The 24,589-nt window shown below is 69.3% G+C and carries 18 protein-coding genes and 3 pseudogenes; 7 read left to right on the forward strand and 14 right to left on the reverse strand.

What is annotated here, in order from left to right; genetic code table 11:
- Positions 1–152: 152 nt before the first annotated feature.
- The 7 genes from ACHMXE_RS42585 to ACHMXE_RS42615 form a co-directional block, all read right to left on the reverse strand.
- Entirely contained in the window at positions 153–734 is a 582-nt protein-coding gene (locus ACHMXE_RS42585; protein WP_395349437.1) for a HutD family protein, read from the reverse strand.
- 2 nt (positions 735–736) lie between these two features.
- Positions 737–2,461, reverse strand: a complete 1,725-nt coding sequence (hutU, locus tag ACHMXE_RS42590) for a urocanate hydratase (protein WP_395349438.1) — start codon at positions 2,459–2,461, stop codon at positions 737–739.
- Positions 2,462–2,514: 53 nt separating this feature from the next.
- Complete coding sequence (gene hutH / locus ACHMXE_RS42595; RefSeq protein ID WP_395349439.1) at positions 2,515–4,080, reverse strand: histidine ammonia-lyase; 1,566 nt, start codon at positions 4,078–4,080, stop codon at positions 2,515–2,517.
- A gap of 64 nt (positions 4,081–4,144) precedes the next feature.
- Positions 4,145–4,924, reverse strand: coding sequence for a histidine utilization repressor (gene hutC, locus ACHMXE_RS42600; RefSeq protein WP_395349440.1), 780 nt, complete (start codon positions 4,922–4,924; stop codon positions 4,145–4,147).
- A gap of 5 nt (positions 4,925–4,929) precedes the next feature.
- Positions 4,930–5,727: an ABC transporter ATP-binding protein gene (locus tag ACHMXE_RS42605; protein WP_209540371.1), complete on the reverse strand. Its 798-nt coding sequence runs from the start codon at positions 5,725–5,727 to the stop codon at positions 4,930–4,932.
- Positions 5,724–6,608, reverse strand: a complete 885-nt coding sequence (locus tag ACHMXE_RS42610) for an ABC transporter permease (RefSeq protein ID WP_203203648.1) — start codon at positions 6,606–6,608, stop codon at positions 5,724–5,726. The genes ACHMXE_RS42605 and ACHMXE_RS42610 overlap by 4 nt, the downstream gene beginning before the upstream one ends.
- A gap of 42 nt (positions 6,609–6,650) precedes the next feature.
- Positions 6,651–7,613 (reverse strand): ABC transporter substrate-binding protein, encoded by a 963-nt coding sequence (locus ACHMXE_RS42615; protein WP_209540369.1) that lies wholly within the window; start codon positions 7,611–7,613, stop codon positions 6,651–6,653.
- Between the two features lie 373 nt (positions 7,614–7,986).
- Here ACHMXE_RS42615 and recQ point away from each other — a divergent pair.
- Positions 7,987–9,862, forward strand: a pseudogene (gene recQ / locus ACHMXE_RS42620) (DNA helicase RecQ).
- A 6-nt stretch (positions 9,863–9,868) separates the two neighbouring features.
- Here the strand turns inward: recQ and ACHMXE_RS42625 are convergent.
- From ACHMXE_RS42625 to ACHMXE_RS42635, 3 genes and pseudogenes are all read right to left on the reverse strand, one after another.
- Positions 9,869–11,063, reverse strand: a pseudogene (locus ACHMXE_RS42625) (nucleoside hydrolase).
- A 242-nt stretch (positions 11,064–11,305) separates the two neighbouring features.
- Entirely contained in the window at positions 11,306–12,895 is a 1,590-nt protein-coding gene (locus ACHMXE_RS42630) for a S41 family peptidase (protein ID WP_395349441.1), read from the reverse strand.
- A 128-nt stretch (positions 12,896–13,023) separates the two neighbouring features.
- A complete protein-coding gene (locus ACHMXE_RS42635) occupies positions 13,024–15,348 on the reverse strand; it encodes an ATP-binding protein (protein WP_203203644.1) in 2,325 nt (774 codons plus the stop codon).
- 116 nt (positions 15,349–15,464) lie between these two features.
- Between ACHMXE_RS42635 and ACHMXE_RS42640 the strand changes: the two genes are divergently transcribed.
- The 3 genes from ACHMXE_RS42640 to ACHMXE_RS42650 all read left to right on the forward strand — a co-directional run bounded on the left by ACHMXE_RS42640 (position 15,465) and on the right by ACHMXE_RS42650 (position 18,939).
- Positions 15,465–16,664 carry a threonine ammonia-lyase gene (locus ACHMXE_RS42640; RefSeq protein WP_203203643.1) on the forward strand — a complete coding sequence of 400 codons (1,200 nt, stop codon included), beginning with the start codon at positions 15,465–15,467 and terminating at the stop codon, positions 16,662–16,664.
- Between the two features lie 124 nt (positions 16,665–16,788).
- Positions 16,789–16,941: a hypothetical protein gene (locus ACHMXE_RS42645; RefSeq protein ID WP_172705419.1), complete on the forward strand. Its 153-nt coding sequence runs from the start codon at positions 16,789–16,791 to the stop codon at positions 16,939–16,941.
- 150 nt (positions 16,942–17,091) lie between these two features.
- Positions 17,092–18,939, forward strand: a complete 1,848-nt coding sequence (locus ACHMXE_RS42650) for a phosphoenolpyruvate carboxykinase (GTP) (RefSeq protein WP_057592396.1) — start codon at positions 17,092–17,094, stop codon at positions 18,937–18,939.
- A gap of 81 nt (positions 18,940–19,020) precedes the next feature.
- Here ACHMXE_RS42650 and ACHMXE_RS42655 read toward each other — a convergent pair whose 3' ends face one another.
- Positions 19,021–19,566 (reverse strand): hypothetical protein, encoded by a 546-nt coding sequence (locus ACHMXE_RS42655; protein ID WP_395349442.1) that lies wholly within the window; start codon positions 19,564–19,566, stop codon positions 19,021–19,023.
- Between the two features lie 102 nt (positions 19,567–19,668).
- Between ACHMXE_RS42655 and ACHMXE_RS42660 the strand changes: the two genes are divergently transcribed.
- On the forward strand, positions 19,669–20,649 hold the full coding sequence (locus tag ACHMXE_RS42660; protein WP_203203641.1) for a LysR family transcriptional regulator: 981 nt from the start codon (positions 19,669–19,671) through the stop codon (positions 20,647–20,649).
- Between the two features lie 28 nt (positions 20,650–20,677).
- On the opposite strand, the gene ACHMXE_RS42665 is transcribed toward ACHMXE_RS42660, so the two are convergent.
- Positions 20,678–20,851 carry a hypothetical protein gene (locus tag ACHMXE_RS42665; protein WP_203203640.1) on the reverse strand — a complete coding sequence of 58 codons (174 nt, stop codon included), beginning with the start codon at positions 20,849–20,851 and terminating at the stop codon, positions 20,678–20,680.
- Between the two features lie 126 nt (positions 20,852–20,977).
- Between ACHMXE_RS42665 and ACHMXE_RS42670 the strand changes: the two are divergent.
- Positions 20,978–21,785, forward strand: a pseudogene (locus tag ACHMXE_RS42670) (metallophosphoesterase).
- Positions 21,786–21,863: 78 nt separating this feature from the next.
- Positions 21,864–22,268, forward strand: coding sequence for a phage holin family protein (locus ACHMXE_RS42675; RefSeq protein WP_057592392.1), 405 nt, complete (start codon positions 21,864–21,866; stop codon positions 22,266–22,268).
- A gap of 13 nt (positions 22,269–22,281) precedes the next feature.
- Here ACHMXE_RS42675 and ACHMXE_RS42680 read toward each other — a convergent pair whose 3' ends face one another.
- Complete coding sequence (locus tag ACHMXE_RS42680) at positions 22,282–22,896, reverse strand: TetR/AcrR family transcriptional regulator (RefSeq protein WP_281080998.1); 615 nt, start codon at positions 22,894–22,896, stop codon at positions 22,282–22,284.
- Between the two features lie 82 nt (positions 22,897–22,978).
- Positions 22,979–24,463: a diguanylate cyclase domain-containing protein gene (locus ACHMXE_RS42685; protein ID WP_203203638.1), complete on the reverse strand. Its 1,485-nt coding sequence runs from the start codon at positions 24,461–24,463 to the stop codon at positions 22,979–22,981.
- Between the last annotated feature and the right edge of the window lie 126 nt (positions 24,464–24,589).

The raw sequence follows: 24,589 nt of genomic DNA on the forward strand, positions 1-24,589 counted from the left end.
AGTCACGTTGCAGGAAAGCGGACTTCTGGACGCAGAGGACGCGAAGGTTGCGCGAAGGACGCGAAAGGAATTCATGAAAATCTCGACTTTCTTTTTCGCGACCTTCGCGGATTCTTCGCGTCCTCTGCGTCCGGCTGTTGGTATTTCATGATTCAAGCGGGAACGATGCGCACGGCCACGAGGCGTGCCGTCGCGTCCTCGGGCGCGAGCTGCCAGCCGCGCGGTGCATCGGACCAGCACAGGCCCTCGCCTTCGCGGCACGCCGCGCCGCCGGCATCGAGCCGCCAGCCGCCGCGCAGCGCGAGCAGCACGCCGTGCGGCGCGGCCTCGAGCGCGGTGGCGCCGTCGAGCACGCGCACCTCGGCGCGCCAGGCGCCGCGGCGGGTCATCACGTTGAAATCGCTCGAGGCGCCGCCCAGCAGCGTGCAGTCGAGCGCGATGTCGCCGCTGAAGGCGAAGGGCCGGTGCGGCGCGTCGAGCGAGTGGTCGATGGCGCCGTCGGCCGAGCGCAGCCGCACGCCGTCGCCCTCGAGCAGCATGATGGAGCGGTCGATGCCCGCGAAGCGCGAGAACGGCCCGGCCTGCGCGATGCTGGCGATGCTCACGCGCCAGCCGAAGTCCTCGAGCCCGGCGCCGGCCGGCCAGCAGGCGATCTCCTGCGTGGTGCCGCCGCCGTTCTTCCACGGCATCACGGGCAAGGTGGCGCGCGAGAAGCGCTGCGTGCCGCCGGCCATGCTCAGCCCTTGATCATCGGCAGCTTCAGGCCCTGCTTCTTCGCGGTGGCCACGGCGATGTCGTAGCCCGCGTCGGCATGGCGCATCACGCCGGTGGCGGGGTCGTTGAACAGCACGCGCTCGATGCGCTTGGCGGCCGCGTCGGTGCCGTCGCAGACGATCACCACGCCCGAATGCTGCGAGTAGCCCATGCCCACGCCGCCGCCATGGTGCAGGCTGACCCAGGTGGCGCCGCCCGCGGTGTTGAGCAGCGCGTTGAGCAGCGGCCAGTCGCTCACGGCATCGGTGCCGTCCTTCATCGCCTCGGTCTCGCGGTTGGGGCTGGCGACCGAGCCGGTGTCGAGGTGGTCGCGGCCGATCACGATCGGGCCCTTGAGCTCGCCCGACTTCACCATCTCGTTGAAGGCCAGGCCGGCCTTGTGTCGCTCGCCCAGGCCGAGCCAGCAGATGCGCGCGGGCAGGCCCTGGAAGCTGATGCGCTCGCGCGCCATGTCGAGCCAGCGGTGCGTGTGGGTGTTCTCGGGGAACAGCTCCTTGATCTTGGCGTCGGTCTTGTAGATGTCCTCCGGATCGCCCGAGAGCGCGACCCAGCGGAACGGGCCCTTGCCCTCGCAGAACAGCGGCCGGATGTAGGCGGGCACGAAGCCCGGGAAGTCGAAGGCGTTCTTCACGCCCTCGTCGAAGGCCACCTGGCGGATGTTGTTGCCGTAGTCCACGGTCGGGATGCCCATGGCCTGGAAGTCGAGCATGGCCTGCACGTGCACCGCGCACGACTGCGCGGCCGCCTTCTTGAGCGCGGCATGCTGCGACTCGTCCTTCATCGCGGCCTGCCATTGCGCCACGCTCCAGCCCGCGGGCAGGTAGCCGTTGATCAGGTCGTGCGCCGAGGTCTGGTCGGTCACGAGGTCGGGCTTGAGGCCGCCGGCCTTCGCGCGTTTCACCAGCTCGGGCAGGATCTCCGCCGCGTTGCCGAGCAGCGCGATCGACACGGCTTCCTTGGCGTCGCAGTGCTGCTGGATCAGTTCGAACGCATGGTCGATGTCGCGCGCCTGCTTGTCGACGTAGCGGGTACGCAGGCGGAAGTCGATGCTCGACTGCTGGCACTCGATGTTGAGCGACACCGCGCCCGCGAGCGTGGCCGCGAGCGGCTGCGCGCCGCCCATGCCGCCGAGGCCGGCCGTGAGGATCCACTTGCCCGCGAGGCTGTTGCCGTAGTGCTGGCGACCGGCCTCGACGAAGGTCTCGAAGGTGCCCTGCACGATGCCCTGGCTGCCGATGTAGATCCAGCTGCCGGCCGTCATCTGGCCATACATGAAGAGGCCCTTGCGGTCGAGCTCGTTGAAGTGCTCCCAGTTGGCCCACTGCGGCACCAGGTTCGAGTTGGCGAGCAGCACGCGCGGTGCATTCTCGTGCGTCTTGAACACGCCCACCGGCTTGCCCGACTGGATCAGCAGGGTCTCGTCGTCCTCGAGTTCCTTCAGCGAGGCGAGGATCTGGTCGAAGCATTCCCAGTTGCGCGCGGCGCGGCCGATGCCGCCGTAGACCACGAGGTCCTGCGGCCGCTCGGCCACTTCGGGGTCGAGGTTGTTCTGCAGCATGCGGAACGGCGCCTCGGTGAGCCAGCTCTTGCAGTTCAGCTGGCTGCCGCGCGGGGCGCGGATCACGCGCGTGGGGTCGTGGCGCGGATCGGCGGCGGTGGCGGCGATGAATTTGTCGGGTGCGTTCATGGCGGGAGTCCTTTCGTTGGCAAGGAAGGTCGGACGAAGAATCGGGGGAAGGTTCAGGCGCGGCTCGGCAGCACGGCGGCCAGCGGCGCGGCCCAGTCGCCGCGGCGGGCCCACAGGCGCATGGCTTCCACGTCGGGCGCCATGAAGCGGTCCTGCTCGATGAAGGCCACGCGCTCGCGGATGGCGGCGAACTCGGCCTCGACCAGCGCGGAGCTGCGCGGGCTGTCGGCATTGCGCTTGAGCTCGATGCCCTGGCAGGCGCCCATGGCCTCGATGCCGACCACCACCGCAGTGTTGTCGACCATCTCGGCCAGGCGGCGGCCCGCGAAGGTGGCCATCGAGACGTGGTCTTCCTGGTTGGCCGAGGTCGGCAGGCTGTCGACGCTGGCCGGATGGGCCAGCGACTTGTTCTCGGAGGCCAGCGCCGCGGCCGTGACCTGCGCGATCATGAAACCGGAGTTGACGCCGCCGTCGCGCACCAGGAAGGGCGGCAGGCCCGAGAGGCCCGAGTCGAGCAGCAGCGCGAGCCGGCGCTCGGAGATGGCGCCGATCTCGCTCACCGCCAGCGCGATGATGTCGGCCGCGAAGGCCACGGGCTCGGCGTGGAAGTTGCCGCCCGAGATCACGTCGCCGGTGTCGCTGAAGACCAGTGGGTTGTCCGAGGCCGCGTTGGCCTCGATGCGCAGCACCCGCGCCGCATGCGCTAGGTTGTCGAGGCAGGCGCCCATGACCTGGGGCACGCAGCGGATCGAGTACGGGTCCTGCACGCGACCGCAGTCGGCGTGCGAAGGCACGATGTCGCTGCCCTCGAGCAGCGCGCGCACCGCGCCCGCCACCGCGATCTGGCCCGGCTGGCCGCGCGCGGCGTGGATGCGTTCGTCGAAGGGCTTGATCGAGCCCTGGATCGCCTCGAGCGAGAGCGCGCCCGCCATCAGGCCGGCCGCGAACACGTCCTCGGCGCCGAACAGGCCCGCCAGCGCGAGCGCGGTCGACACCTGCGTGCCGTTGAGCAGCGCCAGGCCTTCCTTGGGGCCGAGCACGAAGGGCGCGAGGCCGATGCGGCGCATGGCCTCGGTGCCGCCGATGGTCTCGCCCTCGGGCGTGCCGACCTCGCCCTCGCCGATCAGCACGCAGGCCATGTGGGCCAGCGGCGCGAGGTCGCCCGAGGCGCCGACCGAGCCCTTGCTCGGGATGCGCGGCAGGAGGCCCGCGTTGAACAGCGCGAGCAGCGCGTCGACGATCTCGGGCCGCACGCCCGAATGGCCGCGCGCCAGGCTCACGGCCTTGGTGGCGAGCACCAGCCGCACCACGCCGTCGGGCAGCGGCGCGCCGGTGCCCACGCTGTGCGAGAGCACGAGGTTGCGCTGCAGCTCGGCCAGGCGCTCGGGCGGAATGATGGTCTGCGCGAGCTTGCCGAAGCCGGTGTTGATGCCGTAGACCACCTCGCCGGCCTCGACGATGCGGCGCACGGTGGCCTGGGCGGCCAGCAGGCCGGCGCGCGCGGCGTCGACGAGCTCGAGCCGCGCGCCGCCCGCATGGATGCGGCGCAGCGCGGGCAGGTCGACCTCGCCGGGCGAGAGCACGAGCGGTTCGGTGGCGGCGTTGGGAGCAAGCTTCATGGTGCGATCCTGTATATACAAGTAGGTGCGAAAAAAATCGAAGGCCGGGTTGGCGTGCGTGGGTTCAGCCGAAGGCCTGGTTGCCGTCGACGCGGAAGCGGCTGCCGAGCCGGTAGCGCGAGGCCGGGTGCAGGCAGCGCACCAGCGTCACGGGCAGGTCGCGGGTCCAGGTGCGGCGGGTCAGCAGCAGGCAGGGGTCGGCCGGCGGCATGTCCAGGCGCTCGGCCTGCTCGGCGGTGGGCAGCACCGCGTCGACCACGTGCTCGATCTGGTCGAAGGGCACGTTGCGCACCAGGTACTCGCCGGGCGAGACGACCGAGAAGTCCTGGTCGAGGAATTCGGGCACGGCGCGCGGATTGACGTAGCGGTCCTCGATCTGCACCGGCGTGCCGTTCTCCAGGTGCAGGCAGACGGTGTGGAACACCGACTCGCCGGGCCGCAGGTCGAGCCACACGGCGATGTCGGGCGAGGCGGCGATGCGCTCGAGCGCGATGAACTCGCAGCGGTAGTCGTGGCCGCGCTGGCGGATCTCGCTCGCGATGTTGGCGATCTGCAGCAGCGTGGACTGCGGCTTGTTCTCGGCCACGAAGCTGCCCACGCCGGCCACGCGCACGATGCGGCCCTGCTCCGAGAGCTCGCGCAGCGCGCGGTTGGCGGTCATGCGCGAGATGGCGAACTGCGCCACCAGCTCGTGCTCGGACGGCAGCCGGTGGCCGGGCGGCCAGGTGCCGTCCTGGATCTTGCGCGAGATGTGGTCCTTGACCTGCGCGTAGAGCGCGAGCGACGGCGCGGCCACAGGGGCGCCGGCGGGGTTCGGTGCGGAGGACGGCAGGTCGCGCTTCATCGGTCTCAATGCTCCGCCGACGCCATCGATTCGGCGCGGATCTCCTCGGTCAGCCGGGCCTTGATCTCCATGAACTCGGGCGAGGTCTTGATCGTGTAGTGGCGCGGATGCGGGAAGTCGACCGCGATCTCGGTCTTGATGCGGCCGGGCCGGGCGCTGAACACGGCCACGCGGTTGGCCATGAAGATGGCCTCGTCGATGTCGTGCGTGACGAACAGCACCGTCTTCTGCGCCGATTCCCAGATGCCCAGCAGCAGCTCCTGCATGAGCACGCGGGTCTGGTTGTCGAGCGCGCCGAAGGGCTCGTCGAGCAGCAGCATCTTGGGATCGTTGGCCAGCGCGCGCGCGATCGCGGTGCGCTGCTGCATGCCGCCCGAGAGCTGCTTGGGATAGTGGTGCTCGAAGCCGCGCAGGCCGACCTTGGCGATGAAGAACTCGCTGCGCTCCTTCTGCTCGGCCTCGCTCATGCCGCGCTCGCGCAGGCCGAAGCGGATGTTCTGCGCGATCGTGAGCCAGGGGAACAGGGTGTAGCTCTGGAACACCACGCCGCGGTCGGCGCCCGGACCCTCGATCGGCTGGCCGTCGAGCAGCACCTCGCCGGTGGTCGGGAAGTCGAGCCCCGCGACGATGCGCAGCAGGGTGGACTTGCCGCAGCCCGAGGGGCCGAGGATGGTGACGAAATCGTTCTCGCGCACCTCGAAGTCGACCGGCAGCAGCGCCTGCGTGCGCTGGCCGCGCGTGCCGGTGAAGGTGCGCGAGACGCCGCGGATCGACAACTGGGCGGGCTTGACGAGGGTGCTCACAGCGTGCTCCAGGCGAAGAGGCGGCGGTTGACCGCCTTGAAGGCGAAGTCGGACACCAGGCCGATCACGCCGATGACGATGATCCCGAAGATGATCTGGCCGGTGTTCAGCAGCGCCTGGCTGTCGGTGATCATGTGGCCGATGCCCGAGGAGGAACCGATGAGCTCGGCCACGATGACGTAGGTCCAGGCCCAGCCCAGCACCAGGCGCAGGGTCTCGGCGATGCCGGGCGCGGCGCCCGGGATCAGCACGCGGCGCACGATGCCGCGGCTGCTGGCGCCCAGCGTGTAGGCGGCCTCCACCAGGTCCTTGCGCGCGCTGCCCACGGTCACGGCCACCATCAGGATCACCTGGAACACCGAGCCGATGAAGATCACCAGCAGCTTCTGGCTCTCGCCGATGCCGGCCCAGAGGATCAAGAGCGGAATGAAGGCCGAGGCCGGCAGGTAGCGGCAGAACGAGACGAAGGGCTCGAGGAAGGCCTCGATCGGCTTGTAGGCGCCCATCGCGATGCCCAGCGGCACGGCGATGACCGAGGCCAGCACGAAGCCGCCGACCACGCGCCACACCGTCATCCCGATGTCCTGGATGAAGTTGTACTCGGTGAACAGCAGCCAGCCTTCGCGCACCATCGTGACCGGGCTGGCCAGGAAGGTCGGCGAGACGAAGCCGCCCAGCGTGAAGAAGGCCCAGACGGCGAAGAACAGCACGAAGAAGCCGACGCCCAGCATCCACCGCGCGCGCGGGCTCACGGGTTCGAGCGGCGCCATCGCGCGCCGGCGCCGCGCGGAGGGCACGGCGGCGGAGGGCACGGCGGCGGGGGGAACGGAGGCCGCCGCGGAAGCGGCTGGCGCGGAGGGGATGGCGGTCGTCGCTTCCATGGCGGGCGATACGTGGCGCTTCGTCGTTGTGGCTGGGGTGGCTTACTTGATGAAGCTCGCGTCGAAGGTCACGGCCAGGTCCTCGGGCGCCTTGCGGATCACGCCGGCCTCCAGCAGGATCGGCACCGACTCCTTCATGAACTGGGTCAGTTCGCCGCTGAAGAACTTCTGGTTCGCGGCCTTGTCCTGCCAGCGCAGGTAGGCGGAGGACTTGGCGAACTGCTCGCCGCTCTGCTTGACCGCGCTGCCCATCAGCTCGTTGGACTTGGCCGGGTCGGACTTGATCATCTCGAGCGCCTCGAAGTACGAGTCGGTCAGCGCCTGCGCGGCCTTGGCGTTGGCCTTGAGCCAGGTCGGCGCGCAGCCCACGGTGTCCATCACCATCGGGTAGTCGAGCGTGGTCGCGAGGATCTTGCCGGCCTGCGGGTTGGCGCGCACGGTCGACAGGTAGGGCTCGTAGGTCATGGCGGCATCGTTCTGGCCCGCGACGAAGGCCTGCGCGGCCGGCTGGGGCTCGAGCGAGACGGTCTTCACGTCCTTGATGCTCATGCCGTTCTTCGACAGCATCCAGGCCAGGCCGAAGTACGGCGCGGTGCCGGGCGCGCTCACGCCGACGGTCTTGCCCTTGAGGTCGGAGAAGCCCTTGACGTCGTTGCGCACCGCGATGCCGTCGGCGCCGTAGGACTTGTCCATCTGGAAGATCTGCACGATCGGCACGCCGTTGGCGTTCCAGGCCACGTGCGTCTCGACGGTGGTGGCGGCGCACTGGATCGCGCCCGAGGCCAGCGCCAGGTGGCGGTCCTTCTGCGGGATCATCTTGAGCTCCACGTCGAGCCCGTTCTTCTTGAAGATGCCGGCCTTGTCGGCCAGCGACAGCGGCGCGAAGCCGGTCCAGCCCGACATGCCGAGCGTGATCTTGGTCTGGGCGGCGGCGCCCCCGGCCGCGCCCGCGATGCATGCACCGGCTGCCAGCAGCGTGGCGATCTTTGCGACTGTCTTGGCCATCGAGGCCCTCCTGTTCGTGTGAAGCGTCAATTGAATCGGCTGGCAGCGCCCGTCGGAGCTTTCCGTGGTGCGCGGCCGCAGTGTCATTCGCCTGAACACCCCTGTATATACAGGATAACCCGAAAAAGCCGCGGCGGGAACGGTGCAAGCCGGCGTGGAGCGCACCTTGTATTGGTGCGGACCGTTCGACGCATGCACCAGAATGCTGTCTATACAGGCATTTCAGGCGAATGCCGATCGCTTGCAAACGGCGTGCCAGCCGGGCCGGCCGCCCTGGCCGACGGGCGGTCGCGCCCGGCCTCGCGACCGCGGCGGCGCGCCTGCTGCGCTGCGGCGACAATCGACCCCTTCCGTCGCCACCCAGCCCGCCGCCTTGTCCAATTCACCTTCCGCCGACCCCGCGCAGATCCTGCACGAGGTCTTCGGCTACGCCGCCTTTCGCGGTCCGCAGGCCCCGATCGTCGACCACGTGACCGGCGGCGGCGACGCCCTGGTGCTGATGCCCACCGGCGGCGGCAAGTCGCTGTGCTACCAGATCCCCGCGATCGCGCGCCAGCGCGCCGGGGCACGGCATCGCGGTGGTGGTGTCGCCGCTGATCGCGCTGATGCACGACCAGGTCGGCGCGCTGCACGAGGCCGGCGTGGACGCGGCCTTCCTCGATTCCACGCTCGACTGGCAGCAGACGCAGGACGTCGAGCGCCGCATGGCGCGCGCCGAGGTCACGCTGTTGTACGCCGCCCCCGAGCGCGTGACCACGCCGCGCTTCCTCGAGCTGATGGACGCGCTGGCCGCGCGCGGCAAGCTGTCGATGTTCGCGATCGACGAGGCGCATTGCGTGAGCCAGTGGGGCCACGACTTCCGTCCCGAGTACCGCGCGCTGACCGTGCTGCACGAGCGCTACCCGGGCGTGCCGCGCATCGCGCTGACCGCCACCGCCGACGCGCTCACGCGCGCCGACATCGTCGAGCGGCTGCAGCTCGAGCAGGCGCAGCAGTTCGTCTCGAGCTTCGACCGGCCGAACATCCGCTACACCATCGTCGAGAAGAAGGAAGCCACCACGCAGCTGCTGCGCTTCATCGAGCGCGAGCACGAGGGCGATGCAGGCGTGGTCTATTGCCAGTCGCGCAAGCGCGTCGAAGACGTGGCGGTGGCGCTGCGCGACGCGGGCATCAACGCCCTGCCCTACCACGCGGGGCTCGACGCCTCGGTGCGCCAGCTGCACCAGGACCGCTTCCTGCGCGAGGAAGGCATCGTGATGTGCGCCACCATCGCCTTCGGCATGGGCATCGACAAGCCCGACGTGCGCTTCGTGGCCCACCTCGACATGCCCAAGAACATCGAGGGCTACTACCAGGAGACCGGCCGCGCGGGCCGCGACGGCGAGCCGGCCCAGGCCTGGATGGCCTACGGCCTGCAGGACGTGGTGAACCAGCGCCGCATGATCGACGAGAGCCCGGCCGGCGAGGAATTCAAGCAGGTGATGCGCGGCAAGCTCGACGCGCTGCTCTCGCTGGCCGAGGCCAGCGACTGCCGGCGCGTGCGCCTGCTGGGCTACTTCGGCGAGCAGAGCACGCCCTGCGGCAACTGCGACAACTGCATCGCGCCGCCGCAGGTCTGGGACGGCACCGACGCGGCGCGCAAGCTGCTGTCCACCGTCTACCGCGTGCAGCAGCAAAGCGGCATCAGCTTCGGCGCCGGCCACGTGATGGACATCCTGCGCGGCAAGGAGACCGAGAAGGTCAAGCAGTTCGGCCACGAGCGCATCAGCACCTTCGGGCTCGGCGCGGAGTTCAGCGAGGTGCAGCTGCGCGGCGTGCTGCGCCAGCTGATCGCGATCGGCGCGGTGGCGGTCGACGCCGAGGCCTACAACACGCTCAAGCTCACCGAGGGCTCGCGCGCGGTGCTGCGCGGCGAGACCACGGTGTCGCTGCGCGAATCGATCTCCTCGCCGACGGCGCGCGGCGGCAAGGCGCGGCGCGAGAAGACCGCGCGCGGCGCGCCCTCGCCGGCCGCGGCCACGCTCGACGCGCAGGGCCAGTCGCGCTTCGACGCGCTCAAGGCCTGGCGCGCCGAGGTGGCGCGCGAGCACAACCTGCCGGCCTACGTGATCTTCCACGACGCCACGCTGGCCGCGATCGCCGAGCGGGCACCGGCCACGCTCGAGGACCTGAAGGGCATCAGCGGCATCGGCACCAAGAAGCTCGAGGCCTACGGCAGCGAGGTGCTGCGGGTGTGCTCGGCGTTCTAGCCGGCCTCAGTTCGCGACCGGCAGCTTCACCGGCACCGGCCGCGTGAGCAGGTCGACGTAGAGATCGTAGAAGCGCGCGTTGTCGAACTTCTTCACCACCTTCATCTTCTGCAGCGCCACGCCCGCGGGCGGCGTGGCATAGCCGACCGAGCGGCCGTTCTCGGGATCGCCGGGCTTGGCGATCACGTCGACGTACTCCTCGCTGACCTCGGTCGCGTAGCTCGGGGTCGAGCAGGTAGGCGATGGTCAGCGTGTCCCAGATGTTCGAGGTGTAGCCGGGCTTGGTCTCGAACGAGTCCGCGAACCATTCCTTGCGGAAGACCTCGGTGACCGGGGTGGGCGTGGCCGGGTGCGCGATCTTGTCGTAGATGGCCTTGGTCATCAGCACCGTGTCGGTCACGTCCAGCGGCAGCACCACCTGCGGGATCGGCAGCCGCACCACGTACTGCGCCGCGTCGGGGTCGAACCACCAGTTGAACTCGGCCGTCTTGGTCGTGTTGCCAGCCACGTGGACCGCGCCGCCCATGTAGATGATCTCCTTGATCAGCGGCACGATCTCGGGCGCGCGCTTGGCGGCCAGCGCGATGTTCGTGAGCGGGCCGATCGCGAGGATGCTGACCTCCTTCGGATTCGCCTTGATGGCATCGATCAGGAAGTCGACCGCGCCCTTGGCCTGCACCTTGGTGTGGGTGGCGAAGCCGTCGGGGATCGGCACCAGCTCGGCGTCGCTCTTGGGCTCGGGCGAGCTCCAGGCGCCCAGGTAGCCGTCGCCGCCGGCACCGGCCTTCATCTCGGCGTCGATGTCGGCCTTGGTGTGGTTCAGCGCGTAGTTCTCGCCCACGTAGATGCCGATGCGATCGCCCACGCCGAGCCGCTCGACCGACTTCAGCGCCTCGGCCACGCCCTGGCGCAGCCACTTGTTGCCCGACACCACGCTGATGCCCAGCACGTCGACCTTGCCCTCGGCCTGCAGCTGCGCGGCCATGGCGCCGAGCTGGCCGTCGTCGCTCATGGTGTTGTAGTCGCTGTCGATGATGATCTTGCGCGCCGGCGGAGGGGGCGGCGGCGGCGGCGGCGGAGGCGGTGGGGGCGGCGGCGCGCTGCCGGTCGGCACGAACGCGAAGCCGTTGCCGCCACCGCCGCCGCAGGCGGTGAGCACCGCGACCGACAGGGCCGACACGATCCATCGTCTTCTGGGCATCTGCATCTCTCTCTCCTTGGAATAGTGGTTGTCTTGAGGGGAAGCCGTCGAACGGACGCTCGAACGAAAACGTTTGCGCAAACGTTTGCTGAATTCTGGGCGCGAGGGCACGGCACAGGCAAGGGCCGGGGCCTAGGGGTTTTCCGCGAGGAGGATGGGGCGCGGCCGGCGCGGTCGGACACGTGAAAACGGGCCCGTCGGGCCCGTTCGTCGGTTCGGCGAGAAGGGCGCCGGCCGGTGGATCAGTCGGTCTCGATCAGGCGGTTCTCGCGCAGCGGCGAGCGCAGCAGCAGCATCGGACCCGTGTCCTGCGCCGCGTCCGCCTTCTCGAGTTCCGGCGCGGCGCGCGCCGCGGCCGCGACCGGCACCGGGCAGCTGCCGGTGCTGCGCAGCGCGAGCGCGGCCGAGAAGCGCGCCTCGCTGGTATCGCCCAGCGCATGCGTGAAGTCGTCGGCCACCGTGCAGTTGGGCGCGAAGCCGTCGCCGTAGTCGCCGGCGCCCTTGTTGTTCACGCCCTGGAACTGGATCGCGAAGTAGGTGGTGCCGCAGTTGTCCTGCGGATAGAAGCCGTAGGGCTTGCCGCAGGTGGTGCCGCCCACGAGGTTGACACGGACGTCCACGCCGCGCAGGCCGTTGATGACCGACTCGCTGGCCGAGCAGGTGTCGGGGCTGGTGAGCACCGTGACCTGCGACAGGCCGAGCTGCGGCAGCGGCAGGCCGGAGCGCGAGGTGCTCTGGAAAGGCAACGGGCTCTGCAGTCCGAAGGGGTTCTTGTTGTTGAAGGCCAGCCGCTCGAAGGTGGTGCCGGAGGTCGCGGCCGGCGTGGCCACCATGTAGGCGAGCTGGCTCGCGATCTGCAGCCGGCCGCCGCCGTTGTAGCGCATGTCGAGCACGAGGTCCTGCACGCCGTCGGCCTTGAACTTGTTCATGGCCGCGATCAGCTGCGCCTCGGCGGTGGCGATGTGGTCGTTGAACAGCAGGTAGCCGACGCGGCCGCTCGGCGTGTCGACGGTCTTCACGTTCTGCACCGGCGTGCGCGTGATCTGGGCCGCGGCCAGCGTGACGGTGCGCGTGGCGCCGCCGGCCTCCTCGAGCCTGAAGCTGTGCGACTCGCCGAGCGCGGCGGGCGACAGCGCGTTGTTGATGGCGGTGGTGTTGGTGCTGTTGACCACGCTGATGCCGTCGACCTCGAGGATCTTGGCGCCGCGTGCGATGCCGGCGTTGGCCGCCGGCGAGTTCGGTTCGGTGAAGGCCACGCGCAGGTCGCGCGGGCGCGAGTTGCGCACGAACGCGAACTCGATGCCGTAGCCGGCCGAGACACCGGCCTCGGAGAGCTGGCGGTAGACCTCGGTGTCGTAGACGTAGTGGAAGCGGTCCTTGGCGCGGCCCGAGGCCGTGGTGAGCGGGGTCTTCAGCACGTTGAAGTAGGCCACCGGCGTCGCGTAGTCGGCCGCCTTCAGCGTGGTCGGCACCTCGTTGTACCAGAGGTAGGTTTCGTCGATCCAGGCGCGCACCCAGCGCTTCTCGATCGCCAGCGAGCCGGCGCGGTCGGGGTAGCCGAGGCCGGTGGCCGGATTGATGCCGGGGCGCGGCGCGGCGCACTGGCCGGCCACGCTCGAGGAGGCGACGATCGCGTCGTCGTCGCCCGTGCCGGGCGTTCCGGTTCCGGTCCCGGTCCCCGTCCCCGGCAGGAACGGCAGGCCCCCGCCTCCGCCGCCGCCCCCACCGCCGCAGCCGGCGAGCAGCCCCGCGAGGGCCAGCGCACCGGCCAGGGCCCAGCGGCTCGAAGCCCCGGCGTGTGGCCGCGCACGGCCTGGGTTGCGAAAGCTCATCGAAATCTCCCTCATGCGGGCCCGCGGACGCGGGCGGACGTCTGGAACCCGGAAAGCACGTGGCTCCCGGCCTGTCGGCGGCTTCCCTTCCGCCCTTGTTCTTGCTGCGCTCCGGCCGCGCGGGGCCGCTACTGCACGAAACCCATGCCGCGCGATTCGCGCACTTCGGGCTTGATGCGGTGCTCGGCCTCGAGCTGGTCGAGGAATTCGGCCGCCGAGAACTCGGTCGCCAGGATATCGGTCTGCCGTTTCACCGCCGCGAAATCGCCGGGGCACAGCTGCGAAAGCTGCGTCAGCCGCGCGCGGACCTCGCCCGTGAGCAGCGACGCATCGCCCGCGAGCGCCTCGGTCACGAACATGCGCTCGCGCTGCGCCGCGGTCAGCGGCATGAACTTGATCTTGAAGGTGAAGCGCCGCAGCGCAGCCTGGTCGAGCCGGTCGAGCAGGTTGGTGGTGCACACGAAGATGCCGTTGAAGCGCTCCATGCCCTGCAGCATCTCGTTGACCTCGGTGACCTCGTAGGTGCGCTGGGCACCGCGGCGGTCCTGCAGGAAGCTGTCGGCCTCGTCGAGCAGCAGCACGGCCTTCTCGCTCTCGGCCTCGCGGAACATGGCGGCCATGTTCTGCTCGGTCTCGCCGACGTACTTGCTCATGAGGTCGCTGGCCTGGCGCACGATCAGCGGCCGCGCGATGGCCTTGGCGATGTGCTCGGCGAGCGCGGTCTTGCCGGTGCCGGGCGCGCCGTAGAAGCACAGCGTGCCGTGGCCGCGCGCCTTCAGCGCCTCGACGACGCGCGGGATCTCGAAACGGGTCTCGACATTGAGCATGTCGAGGTCGTAGGTGGTCACGGTGCGGCGCTCGCCGCGGCCGGTGTCGGTGGTGCCCAGCGCGAGGTCGGCATTGCGCAGCTGGCGTTCGATCAGCGCCTCGACCGAGGCGTCGTCGGTCTGGGCCAGGCCCGCGAAGCGCACCGCGGTGCGGATCTGCGCGGGCGTCAGGCCCTTGCGCCCGGCCAGCTTGGCGGTGAAGGCCTCGGACACCGTCACGCCCTCGAGCGTCTTCTTCACGAGTTGCTCGCGCGCGCCCGGCGGCGGCGACTTGAGCTCGAGGTGGTAGGCGAAGCGGCGCCGGAACGCGGGATCGATCTGCTCGATGCGGTTGGTGACCCACAGCGTGGGCACCGGGTTGGCCTCGAGGATCTGGTTGACCCAGGCCTTGCCGCTGACGCTGCCGTTGGCCGGCGCGGGAATCTGTTCGGCGCGCGCCATGTACTGCGCGGCCTCGGTGCTGATCGGCGGGAACACGTCCTCGACCTCGTCGAACAGCAGCGCGGCCTGCGCGCTGCCCTTGAGGAAGACCTGCGCGATCTGCAGCGAGCGGTAGCGGTCGCGGCCCGACAGCGAATTGCCGTCGCGGTCCGCGTACTCGACCTCGAACAGCTCGAGCCCCGCGGCCTGCGCCACCACCTTGGCCAGTTCGGTCTTGCCGGTGCCGGGCGGGCCGTAGAGCAGCACGTTCACGCCGAGCTCCTTGCGCGCGACCGCCGCGCGCAGCAGCGTGACGAGCACGCGCACCTCCTCGTCGACGAAGGAGAAGTCGTTGGGCAGCAGCGCGCTCTTGGCCGAGGGCCGCGTGAACACGGCCATCAGCTCGTTGTGGTCGCGGTACTCGCGCATCAGCACCGGCGGCAGCTTCTCGCTGACCTTCATCAGGTCGGCGAGGTCGGTGATGTTGTGTTCGGAGATCAGGTTCTCGACCAGCCCGATGCGCTCGAGCCGCGAACCGGCACGCAGCGCCTCGCCGACCTCGCTCGCGTTCACGCCCGCGATGTCGGCGATCGCGGCATAGGCCTCGGGCGCGTTGTTGACCTTGAACTCGACCAGCAGCGAGCGCAGGTCGCGCTGGTAGCGCGCGAGCGTGCCGTACAGCAGCAGCGCGCGCTCGGCCTTGTTGAGCTGCAGCAGGCCCGCGAGCGCATCGATGTTCTTCTCGACCAGCGTGGACTGCTTGCGCAGCGCATGCGTGAGCCAGTCGCGCGTGACGGCCAGCACCGACAGCAGGTCCTTGGGCTGGTCCTTCGCGTACTCGTCGAGGTAGAAGAACAGCGTGCCTTCCTCGTACGGGCCGCGCCAGACGCCGTGGCGCTCGAGCAGCGTGCGGCCGTCGAGGTTCTCGACGCCCTTCCAGGCCTCGTTGCCCGCGCAGCGGCGGCCGAGGAATTCGCGCAGCCGCTGCAGCACCGCGGCCGGCCACACCAGGTGGCGGCCGGTGAGCGAGAGCAATCCGTTGATGTCGCGCCGCACGTTGAAGCGCGGCCCCTGCTTGGCGGCGAGCGTGAGCACGAAGTGCGAGCACATGAGCTCGAGCACCGGTGCTTCCTTGAGACCGGGCGACGGCAATGCCTGCCCGCGAACCGCAGCAGCCACGACATCGACACCCGCACGCTTGACCATCGGACGAACCTCCAGAGAGGGGAATTACCGGCCAGACCATAACGCAGACTTTTGGCTTCGGGAAGACGCCGAAAGGGTAAAAACCCTGGTGTCCGATTCCGTCCACAATGCGCGCCATGGTCGAAATCGAAGAAATACGCCGTGCCGCGGCACGCCTTTCGGGACAGGTGCTCGACACGCCCTGCGTGGAATCGCGCACGCTCTCGGAGATCGTGGGCGCGCAGGTGTTCCTCAAGTTCGAGAACCTGCAGTTCACCTCCTCGTTCAAGGAACGCGGCGCCTGCAACAAGCTGGTCGACCTGTCGGAGAGCGGCACCCGCGGCGTGATCGCGATGTCGGCCGGCAACCATGCGCAGGGCGTGGCCTATCACGCGCAGCGGCTCGGGCTGCGCGCGCTGATCGTGATGCCGCGCTTCACGCCCGGCGTGAAGATCGAGCGCACGCGCGGCTTCGGCGCCGAAGTGGTGCTGTACGGCGACACGCTCGACGCGGCGCGCGCCCATGCGGTCGAACTCGCGCAGCGCGAGGGCCTGGCCTTCGTGCATCCCTACGACGACGAGGCCATCATCGCCGGCCAGGGCACGGTGGCGCTCGAGATGCTCGCGGCCGAGCCCGAGCTCGACACCCTGGTGGTGTCGGTCGGCGGCGGCGGACTGATCGCGGGCATGGCGGTGGCCGCGCGCGCGCTCAAGCCCGGCATCGAGATCGTGGGCGTGCAGACCACGCGCTTCCCGGCCATGGTCAACGCGGTCCAGGGCACGCAGCATCCGCAGGGCAAGAGCACCATCGCCGAGGGCATCGCGGTCGGCACGCCGGGCGTGCTGACGCGCGAGATCATCGCGCGCCATGTCGACGACCTGGTGCTGGTGGACGAAGGCGACATCGAGCAGGGCGTGCTGATGCTGCTCGAGATCGAGAAGACGCTGGTCGAAGGCGCCGGCGCCGCCGGGCTGGCCGCGCTGATCCGCCACCCCGAACGCTTCAAGGGCAAGCGCGTGGGCCTGGTGCTGTCGGGCGGCAACATCGATCCGCTGCTGCTCGCGGCCATCATCGAGCGCGGCATGGTGCGCGCCGGCCGGCTCGCGCGGGTGCGCGTCAGCGCACGCGACGTGCCGGGCTCGCTGGCCCAGATCACGGCCACCGTGGCCGAAGCGGGCGCTAACGTCGACGAGGTCCACCACCAGCGCGCCTTCACCATGCTGGCGGCGCAGAACGTCGACATCGAGCTGGTGCTGCAGACCCGCGGCCGCGAACACCTGGCCAGCGTGCTGGAAGCGCTGGCCACGGCGGGCTTCGAGGCGCAGGAGCAGCACTGACCCTGGCCCGGCCGTCCGGTTACGTCTGGTTCCAGGGGTCTCGCAACCCCCTAGACCGCGCGCATGCACCCCACCGGTAAAATGCCACCAGTTCGTGTCATTCAAAGTATCAGAGGTATTCCCGATGTCCCACCCCACTCCTGTCGAGCCCGCGCACGGCGCTGCCGTCGAGCAAGACACGGTCGAGTCGATCGTTCACCTGATGCCGATCGTGCTGCCGATCGCTGGCGGCGTGCTGATGCTGCTGCTCGCATCGATCGCCGTCTTCCTCGCCTGACAGGCATTTGCGCTCTCGTCCGCGGGTCGTGCGGCCCGCGCTGACGCATCCTCCTCTCCCGAGCCGAAACGTTTTCTCAAACGGACCTCCACGCCTTTGCGGCGTGGCGCACCGTTCGGAAAGACGATTTTTCAACTTAGGAGATTTCCGATGAACGCACCCACGAAGGGCCTTGGCATTCAGGCGCCCGCCTACGTCAAGAACGCCAAGCTGATTGCCTGGGTGGCCGACATGGCCGCGCTGTGCAAACCCGAATCCATCTACTGGTGCGACGGCAGCAACGAAGAGTACGACCGCCTCTGCCAGCAGCTGGTGGACGCCGGCACCTTCCAGAAGCTCAATCCCGCCAAGCGCCCGAACTCGTTCCTCGCCTCCTCCGACCCGAGCGACGTGGCGCGCGTCGAGGACCGCACCTACATCTGCTCCGCCAACAAGGAAGACGCCGGCCCCACCAACAACTGGATGGCCCCGGCCGAGATGCGTGCCACTCTGCAGCCGCTTTTTGACGGCTGCATGAAGGGTCGCACGATGTACGTCGTGCCCTTCAGCATGGGCCCGCTGGGCTCGCCGATCGCGCACATCGGCATCGAGCTGTCCGACAGCCCCTACGTCGCGGTCAACATGAAGATCATGACGCGCATGGGCAAGGCCGTGTACGAGGTGCTGGGCGCCGACGGCGAGTTCGTGCCCTGCGTGCACACCGTGGGCGCGCCGCTCGAGGCCGGCCAGAAGGACGTCGCCTGGCCCTGCAACAAGACCAAGTACATCGTCCACTACCCCGAGACGCGCGAGATCTGGAGCTTCGGTTCGGGCTACGGCGGCAACGCGCTGCTGGGCAAGAAGTGCTTCGCGCTGCGCATCGCCTCGAACATGGGCCGCGACGAAGGCTGGCTCGCCGAGCACATGCTGATCCTGGGCGTGACCAGCCCCGCGGGCAAGAAGCACCACGTGGCCGCCGCCTTCCCGAGCGCCTGCGGCAAGACCAACTTCGCGATGCTGATCCCGCCGGCCGGCTTCGACGGCTGGAAGGTCACGACCATCGGCGACGACATCGCCTGGATCAAGCCCCAGGCCGACGGCACGCTGCGCGCCATCAACCCCGAGGCCGGCTACTTCGGCGTGGCCCCGGGCACCAACGACCTGACCAACCCGAACTGCATGGCCAGCCTCGACCGCGACGTGATCTTCACGAACGTGGCGCTGACCGACGACGGGGACGTCTGGTGGGAAGGCATGGGCGACGCCCCCGCGCATTGCATCGACTGGCAGGGCAAGGACTGGACGCCGCAGATCGCCAAGGAAACCGGCGCCAAGGCCGCCCATCCGAACGCGCGCTTCACCGTGGCCGCCACCAACAACCCCGCGCTCGACGACGCCTGGGACGATCCGAAGGGCGTGAAGATCGACGCCTTCATCTTCGGCGGCCGCCGCTCGACCACCGTGCCGCTGGTGACCGAGGCCCGCAACTGGGTCGAGGGCGTCTACATGGCCGCGACCATGGGCTCGGAAACCACCGCCGCGGCCGCCGGCCAGCAGGGCGTGGTGCGCCGCGATCCGTTCGCGATGCTGCCGTTCATGGGCTACAACATGAGCGACTACTTCCAGCACTGGCTCGACCTGGGCAAGAAGCTGCAGGCCTCGGGCGCCACGCTGCCGCGCATCTACACCACCAACTGGTTCCGCAAGGGCGCCGACGGCAAGTTCGTCTGGCCCGGCTACGGCGAGAACATGCGCGTGCTCAAGTGGATGATCGACCGCATCGAAGGCAAGGCCGACGGCGTCGACCACATCACCGGCGTGAGCCCGCGCTACGAGGACCTCAACTGGACCGGCCTGGACTTCAGCGCCGAGCAGTTCGCCACCGTCACCAGCATCGACAAGGCCGCCTGGCAGGCCGAACTCAAGCTGCACGACGAGCTGTTCGAGCAACTGGCCCATCACCTGCCGAAGGAGCTGCCCGCGACCAAGGCGGCGATCGAGCAGCGCCTCGCGGCCTGAGGTGAACGCGCCCCGCGAGGGGTGCGCTCCAGACGCGAAAAAGCCGCCCGAGGGCGGCTTTTTCGTGGGCGCGATCGCCGATCAGTAGTAGCGCGAGCTGTTCATGCGGCGCATCGCTTCGTACAGCGTGGGCATGCGAGCCGATTGCGTACGGGCGGCCGCGCCAGCCAGCGCGTCGATCCGGGCCGCGTCGGCCACGCTCGCCGTGCCTTCCGACTGCTGGCGCCAGACGGCGGCCTGCAGTTCGGCCATCACGCGCGGGTCGCTGTGCGCGGTTTCGAGGAAGCGGGCGTCGGCGCGGGCCGCGGCACGGCGACGCGAAGCGGCCAGCCAGGTGGCGCCCAGCTTGTTGGCACCGTTGGCCAGCGAACCGGCGAACAGCGCGATCACCGCGAAGGCGCCGGCGCAGACCAGGGCCCAGGCCGCGAGCAGCGCGCCTTCGTCCCAGTGGCTGACGATGGTGTCGGCCACCACGAGCACGGCCGAGACGATGGCGACGATCAGCAGCAGGATCAGCGGACGGGCGTTGCTGCCGCCGCGTGCGGCCTTCAGGTGGCCGAACAGGACTTCGGCGCGCTGGACGCCGGGGTGGACGGTGGGTTGGTCGACGTGTACAAAGCTGGTCATGGTGCCCTCCAAGGCGTGTTTCTATTTCCGATGCCTCGATATTAGGGTTTGCCCTAGTAAGTTTCCACTTTATCTTTCTGATGTTTATCATTCACAAGACTGATGGACGTCAATTTCCGCACACTCGACCTCAACCTGCTTCGCGTCTTCGACGAGGTGATGGCGGAGCGCAACCTCACGCGCGCCGCGCGCAACCTGTCGATCACGCAGCCGGCCGTGAGCAACGCGCTGCGGCGGCTGCGCGAGGTGCTGGGCGACGAGCTGGTGCGCCGCGCCGGTGCCGGCGTGGAGCCCACGCCGCGCGCGCTGGCGCTATGGCCCACGGTGCGCGACGCGCTGCGCCAGCTGCAGCACACGCTGGCGCCGGGCGAGTTCGATGCCGGCACCGCCGACACCACCTTCCTGCTGGCGATGGCCGATGCCACCGCGGCCGAGCTGATGCCGGGCCTGGTGCGGATCGCCGAGACCGAGGCGCCGGGCATTTCGATGCGGGTGCTGCCGCTGACCACGCGCGACCCGCGCCGCATGCTCGAGCACGAGGAGGTCGACATGGCGATCGGCTACTTCCCGGCCGTGATCGCGAGCCTGGCGGCGCGCGGCCAGTCGGGCGTGGGCGTGCCCTTCGAGACCCAGCGGCTGTACCTGGGCCAATATGTATGCGTGATGCGCCGCGGCCATCCGCTGGCCGAGCAGCCGCTCACGCTCGACGACTACTGCGCCGCGCGGCACCTGCTGGTGAGTTTCTCGGGCCGGCCCTACGGCTTCATCGACCAGACGCTGGGCGCGCTCGGGCGCGAGCGGCGCATCGTGGTCACGGTGAACCAGTTCTTCACGGCCGGCCAGGTGGTCGCGACCACCGATCTGCTGACCGTGCTGCCGCGCCATTTCGTGACGGTCACCGGCATCGGCGACCAGCTCGTGCTGCGCGACCTGCCCTTCGACCAGCCGCCGGTGCACGTGGATGCCATCTGGCACCGGCGCGCCCAGCACGCCCACTCGCACGAATGGTTGCGGCAATCGCTGCTGCGCTCGGCGGCGGCCGCTTTCGCGGGCTCGATACTCGGGCAGCAGGTGCCGGGCTGAAACGCCCGGCGTTGGAATCGTTCGCGGGTCAGCGAACGACGCGCAGCCAGGCGGCCGCCGCGCCGCGCAGTTCCTGCGCGTGGTGGGCGTCGAGGCCCGCGCGCACATCGGCGCTTTCCATCAGCGTCGCGGCGTGGCTGGCCGGCGCAGAATTGGCGGAGGAACGGAAGAAACGTGCCACTTGGGCAATGAGGCTGAACATGATGGTGCGCGGCTCTTGGCTGCGCTGCAGTGGTTGATGCCCCATAGATTAGGGGTTAACCCTAGTTAAAAAATGCCAGATGTATGCGCGATGCGCATAGGCTGATCCACCTAGATAGAAACCCTGATGAAACTGCAGCTGCTGTCGGACCTGCATCTCGAATCCCATCCGCGCTTCCACGCCGAGCCCGTGCCGGGCGCCGACCTGCTCGTGCTCGCGGGCGACGTGGGCTCCTACCAGGAAGGCTCGCGCCTGGAGGAGCCCGACTTCGGCCTCGGCCGCTTTTCGCCCAGGAAGGGCTGGCCGACGCCCGTGATCTACGTGCCGGGCAACCACGAGTACGACAACCTCGATTTCGACGAGACCCACGCCCGGCTGCGCGCGCTGTGCGAGGAGCTCGGCATCCTCTGGCTCGAGCGCGAAACGCTGGTGATCGACGGCATCCGCTTCATCGGCACCACGCTGTGGGCCGATTTCGACGCGCTCGTGACGCCCACCGACGGCCTCGCCGAGGCGCTCAAGAAGCGCGGCAAGGCGATGCGCGCGGCCGACTTCTATCTCGGGAAGATGTCCTCGCGGCGCAACGGCGTGCCCTTCCTGTCGGCCGAATTGCGAGAGCAAGGGCTCACCTGCCAGGCCTGGCTGCGCGAGGCGCTGGCCCAGCCCTTCGACGGCACCGACGGTCGCCATCACCCATTTCGCGCCCTCGCTGGCCAGCGCCGATCCGCGCTACGGGCTCACGCCCGGCACGGCGGGCTTCTGCAATTCGCTCGACGAGCTGCTGCCGCAAGCCAGCCTCTGGCTGCACGGCCATCTGCACTGCGCCTTCGACTACGTGAAGGACGGCTGCCGCGTGGTCGCCAATCCGCTGGGCTACCGCAGCAAGGGCGAGCAGGAGGGCTTCCGGCCCGAGCTGCTGATCGAGATCCGCTGAATCCGCGGCGGCGGGCCGTCGATATGATGGCCCGCACTTCTCCTCCAACCACCGCCCTTCGGCCCCGGCCGCCCGCGCATGCTCGACAACCTCGCTCCCTTCCTCATCCACTGGGCCATCACCGCGCTCTCGCTCTGGATAGCGAGCCACATCTTCAAGGGCCTGACTTTCGAGAGCACCGGAGCGTTGGTCATCTCGGCGCTGCTGCTGGGCCTGGCGAACGCGGTCGTGAAGCCGCTGCTGATCGTGCTGACCCTGCCGCTCACGCTGGTGACCTTCGGCCTGTTCCTGCTGGTGATCAACGCGCTGATGATCCTGCTGGTGGCGGCGCTGGTGCGCGGCTTCCGGGTCTCGGGCTTCTGGACCGCGCTGTTCGCGAGCCTGTTCGTCTCGATCTTGAGCATCCTGATCGGCGCCTTCGTCGGCGGCAGCGATCCGGCCACCACGATCCAGATGCCGCAGGGCACCGGCAACTGGCTCTAGCCAGCGCCGCGCTTCAGCGCGCGGCCAGCCCGTCGAAGCAGGTCGAGAGCACCAGCTCGACGATCTGCGCGTCGCTGTGCTGCCCGCCGCCCTGCAGGAAACCCAGCACCGGATCGCAGCCGCGCGCATAGAGCGTGTAGAGCACGCCGATCGCGGGCAGCTTCGGATTCATCGAGCCGTCGGCCTGGGCCGCCTGGATCCAGCCGCCGAGGGTGTCGCTGATGGTCACCAAGCGGTCGATGTAGCCGCGGTTGCCCAGCAGGGTCGCGCGCAGGCTGGAGTTCTGGTGCGGCAGCGAGGGCATCTCGCCCGCGAGCTGCAGCTCGAGCGCCCAGCGCACCGTGGCGCGCAGCTTGCCGATCGGCGGCTCGTCGGCCGGCAGCGACGCGAGCAGGTCGAGCGTGCGCTGCATCAGCCGCACCATGGCGGCGGCCGCCAGGTCTTCCTTGCTCGGGAAATGCTTGTAGAGGCTGGCCTTGGCGATGCCCACGGAGGCCGCGACCTCGTCGACCGTCATCGATTCGAAGCCCTTCTGGGCCAGCAGCCGGTTGGCGGTCTGCACGATGGCCTCTTCCCGCGCAGCCAGCATCTGCTCCTTGAACGAGGGCTTGGCGGTCGGGACGGTCATGGCGAAATTCTAGTCTCGCGCGTCGTCTTGCATACACCCCGCGTGCGGAATTACCAACCGGTCTAGGAATTCCGTCGCGGTCTCAGCCGCCGCGGCGCTCGTGCGGGCTGTCCTTGTAGTGCAGCGCCTTGTCGGCGTACATCGCCCGGTCGGCGCGCTGCAGCGCGGCCTCGAGCGAATCGCCCGCGTGGCAGGTCGCCAGCCCGATCGCCAGGCTCAGCGCATGGCCGCTCTGACCGGCATGGAACTGGTTGTTGAGCTCCAGCAGCGCGAGGATGCGCTCGCGCATCGCCTCGGCCCCGCGCTCGTCGGTCTGCGGCATCAGCACCGCGAACTCGTCGCCGCCGATGCGCGCGGGCCAGGACGGCGTGTCGACCGCCTTGTCGAGCACCTCGCCCATGCGGCGCAGCATGGTGTCGCCGGCGGCGTGGCCTTCCTGGTCGTTGAGTTGCTTCAGGCCGTTGAGGTCGATCGCCACGATCGACACCGGCCACGGCCCCTTGCGCGCCAGACGATTGAGCTCCTCGGTATAGAAGGTGCGGTTGCACAGCTGCGTGAGCACGTCGTGCTTGCCCAGGTACTCGAGGTAGGCCTCGGCCTTCTTGCGCGCGGTGATGTCGACCAGCGAGACCAGCACCAGATCCCAGCTGTCGAGCCGGTCCTCCTGCACCGCGAACTGCATGTGGATGTTGAGCATCTCGCCCGACAGCGCGTAGTTGATCACCTCGCGCTGCTGCAGCGTCTTGTGGTTCCACAGGTCGTTGAGCTGCTCGGCGAAGGATTCGCGCATCTCGTCGCGGAAGATGCGCGACAGGCTGCCCAGCAGGGTGCGCAGGTCGGGCGCGCCGAACATGCGCAGGGTCTCGTGGTTCACGTCGATGACGCGGATTTCCTGCATGCAGCGGGTCACGAACTCGGGATGCACCTTGAGGAAGGTGGTGAAGTCGGTGATGCCGCGCGCGCGCAGGTTGTCGAGCAGGCCGCGCACCGCGCTGAAGTCCTCCACCCACAGCGACACCGGCGAGTGGTCGAACAGGCTGCGCGCGTAGCGCTCGCTCTCGGCCTGCCGGCGCTGCGCGGCCACGCGCTCGGTCACGTCGTCGAGCGCGACCAGCACGCGGTCCCAGTGCGCCTCGTGGCCCGGCAGCACGCGCGCGCGCACCCGCACGTCGAGCCGGCGGCCGTCGAGCGCGTAGTTCACGGTCTCGCTCTCGAAGCGCATCTGGCCGCGCCAGAGCTGGTCGAGTTCGTGCACCACGGTCGCCGACATGTCGCCTCGGAACACGCTGTCGAGCGAACCGAGCAGATGGGCCTCGCTCTCGGCCGCGAACAGCTCGAGCGTGTGGCGGTTCACGCGCAGCACCTTCAGCGAGGCCATGCAGTCGCGCACGCGCTGCGGGTCCTCGGCCAGGAAGGCGACGAGGTCGGTCACGCCCTGCGCGCGCCAGCCGTCGAGCATGCGCCGCAGCGCGCTGTAGTCCTCGATCCAGAGCGAGACCGGCGCCAGGTCGAAGGTGGCGTCGAGGTCGTCGACGGGGGCGGCATCGGTCGCGTCGGTCAGGTCCATCCGTGAAGCTTTCGAAAGAAGAGGCGGGACAGGGCATCGCCGCCGCGACGATCCGGCAAGGATCGGCCCGGGGCGGAAGGCGCCAGGGACTTTAAACGTAATTATTACCCGGTGGTAGCACCCGGC

The organism is Variovorax sp. UC122_21, assembly GCF_044056785.1.
Taxonomy (GTDB): Bacteria; Pseudomonadota; Gammaproteobacteria; order Burkholderiales; family Burkholderiaceae_C; genus Variovorax.

Bases quoted from the DNA above. Each gene is read 5' to 3' on its own strand.
- ACHMXE_RS42585 (WP_395349437.1), bottom strand. From the start codon at position 734: ATGGCCGGCGGCACGCAGCGCTTCTCGCGCGCCACCTTGCCCGTGATG.
- hutU (WP_395349438.1), bottom strand. From the start codon at position 2,461: ATGAACGCACCCGACAAATTCATCGCCGCCACCGCCGCCGATCCGCGC.
- hutH (WP_395349439.1), bottom strand. From the start codon at position 4,080: ATGAAGCTTGCTCCCAACGCCGCCACCGAACCGCTCGTGCTCTCGCCC.
- hutC (WP_395349440.1), bottom strand. From the start codon at position 4,924: ATGAAGCGCGACCTGCCGTCCTCCGCACCGAACCCCGCCGGCGCCCCT.
- ACHMXE_RS42610 (WP_203203648.1), bottom strand. From the start codon at position 6,608: ATGGAAGCGACGACCGCCATCCCCTCCGCGCCAGCCGCTTCCGCGGCG.
- ACHMXE_RS42615 (WP_209540369.1), bottom strand. From the start codon at position 7,613: ATGGCCAAGACAGTCGCAAAGATCGCCACGCTGCTGGCAGCCGGTGCA.
- ACHMXE_RS42630 (WP_395349441.1), bottom strand. From the start codon at position 12,895: ATGAGCTTTCGCAACCCAGGCCGTGCGCGGCCACACGCCGGGGCTTCG.
- ACHMXE_RS42635 (WP_203203644.1), bottom strand. From the start codon at position 15,348: ATGGTCAAGCGTGCGGGTGTCGATGTCGTGGCTGCTGCGGTTCGCGGG.
- ACHMXE_RS42640 (WP_203203643.1), top strand. From the start codon at position 15,465: ATGGTCGAAATCGAAGAAATACGCCGTGCCGCGGCACGCCTTTCGGGA.
- ACHMXE_RS42645 (WP_172705419.1), top strand. From the start codon at position 16,789: ATGTCCCACCCCACTCCTGTCGAGCCCGCGCACGGCGCTGCCGTCGAG.
- ACHMXE_RS42650 (WP_057592396.1), top strand. From the start codon at position 17,092: ATGAACGCACCCACGAAGGGCCTTGGCATTCAGGCGCCCGCCTACGTC.
- ACHMXE_RS42655 (WP_395349442.1), bottom strand. From the start codon at position 19,566: ATGACCAGCTTTGTACACGTCGACCAACCCACCGTCCACCCCGGCGTC.
- ACHMXE_RS42660 (WP_203203641.1), top strand. From the start codon at position 19,669: ATGGACGTCAATTTCCGCACACTCGACCTCAACCTGCTTCGCGTCTTC.
- ACHMXE_RS42665 (WP_203203640.1), bottom strand. From the start codon at position 20,851: ATGTTCAGCCTCATTGCCCAAGTGGCACGTTTCTTCCGTTCCTCCGCC.
- ACHMXE_RS42675 (WP_057592392.1), top strand. From the start codon at position 21,864: ATGCTCGACAACCTCGCTCCCTTCCTCATCCACTGGGCCATCACCGCG.
- ACHMXE_RS42680 (WP_281080998.1), bottom strand. From the start codon at position 22,896: ATGACCGTCCCGACCGCCAAGCCCTCGTTCAAGGAGCAGATGCTGGCT.
- ACHMXE_RS42685 (WP_203203638.1), bottom strand. From the start codon at position 24,463: ATGGACCTGACCGACGCGACCGATGCCGCCCCCGTCGACGACCTCGAC.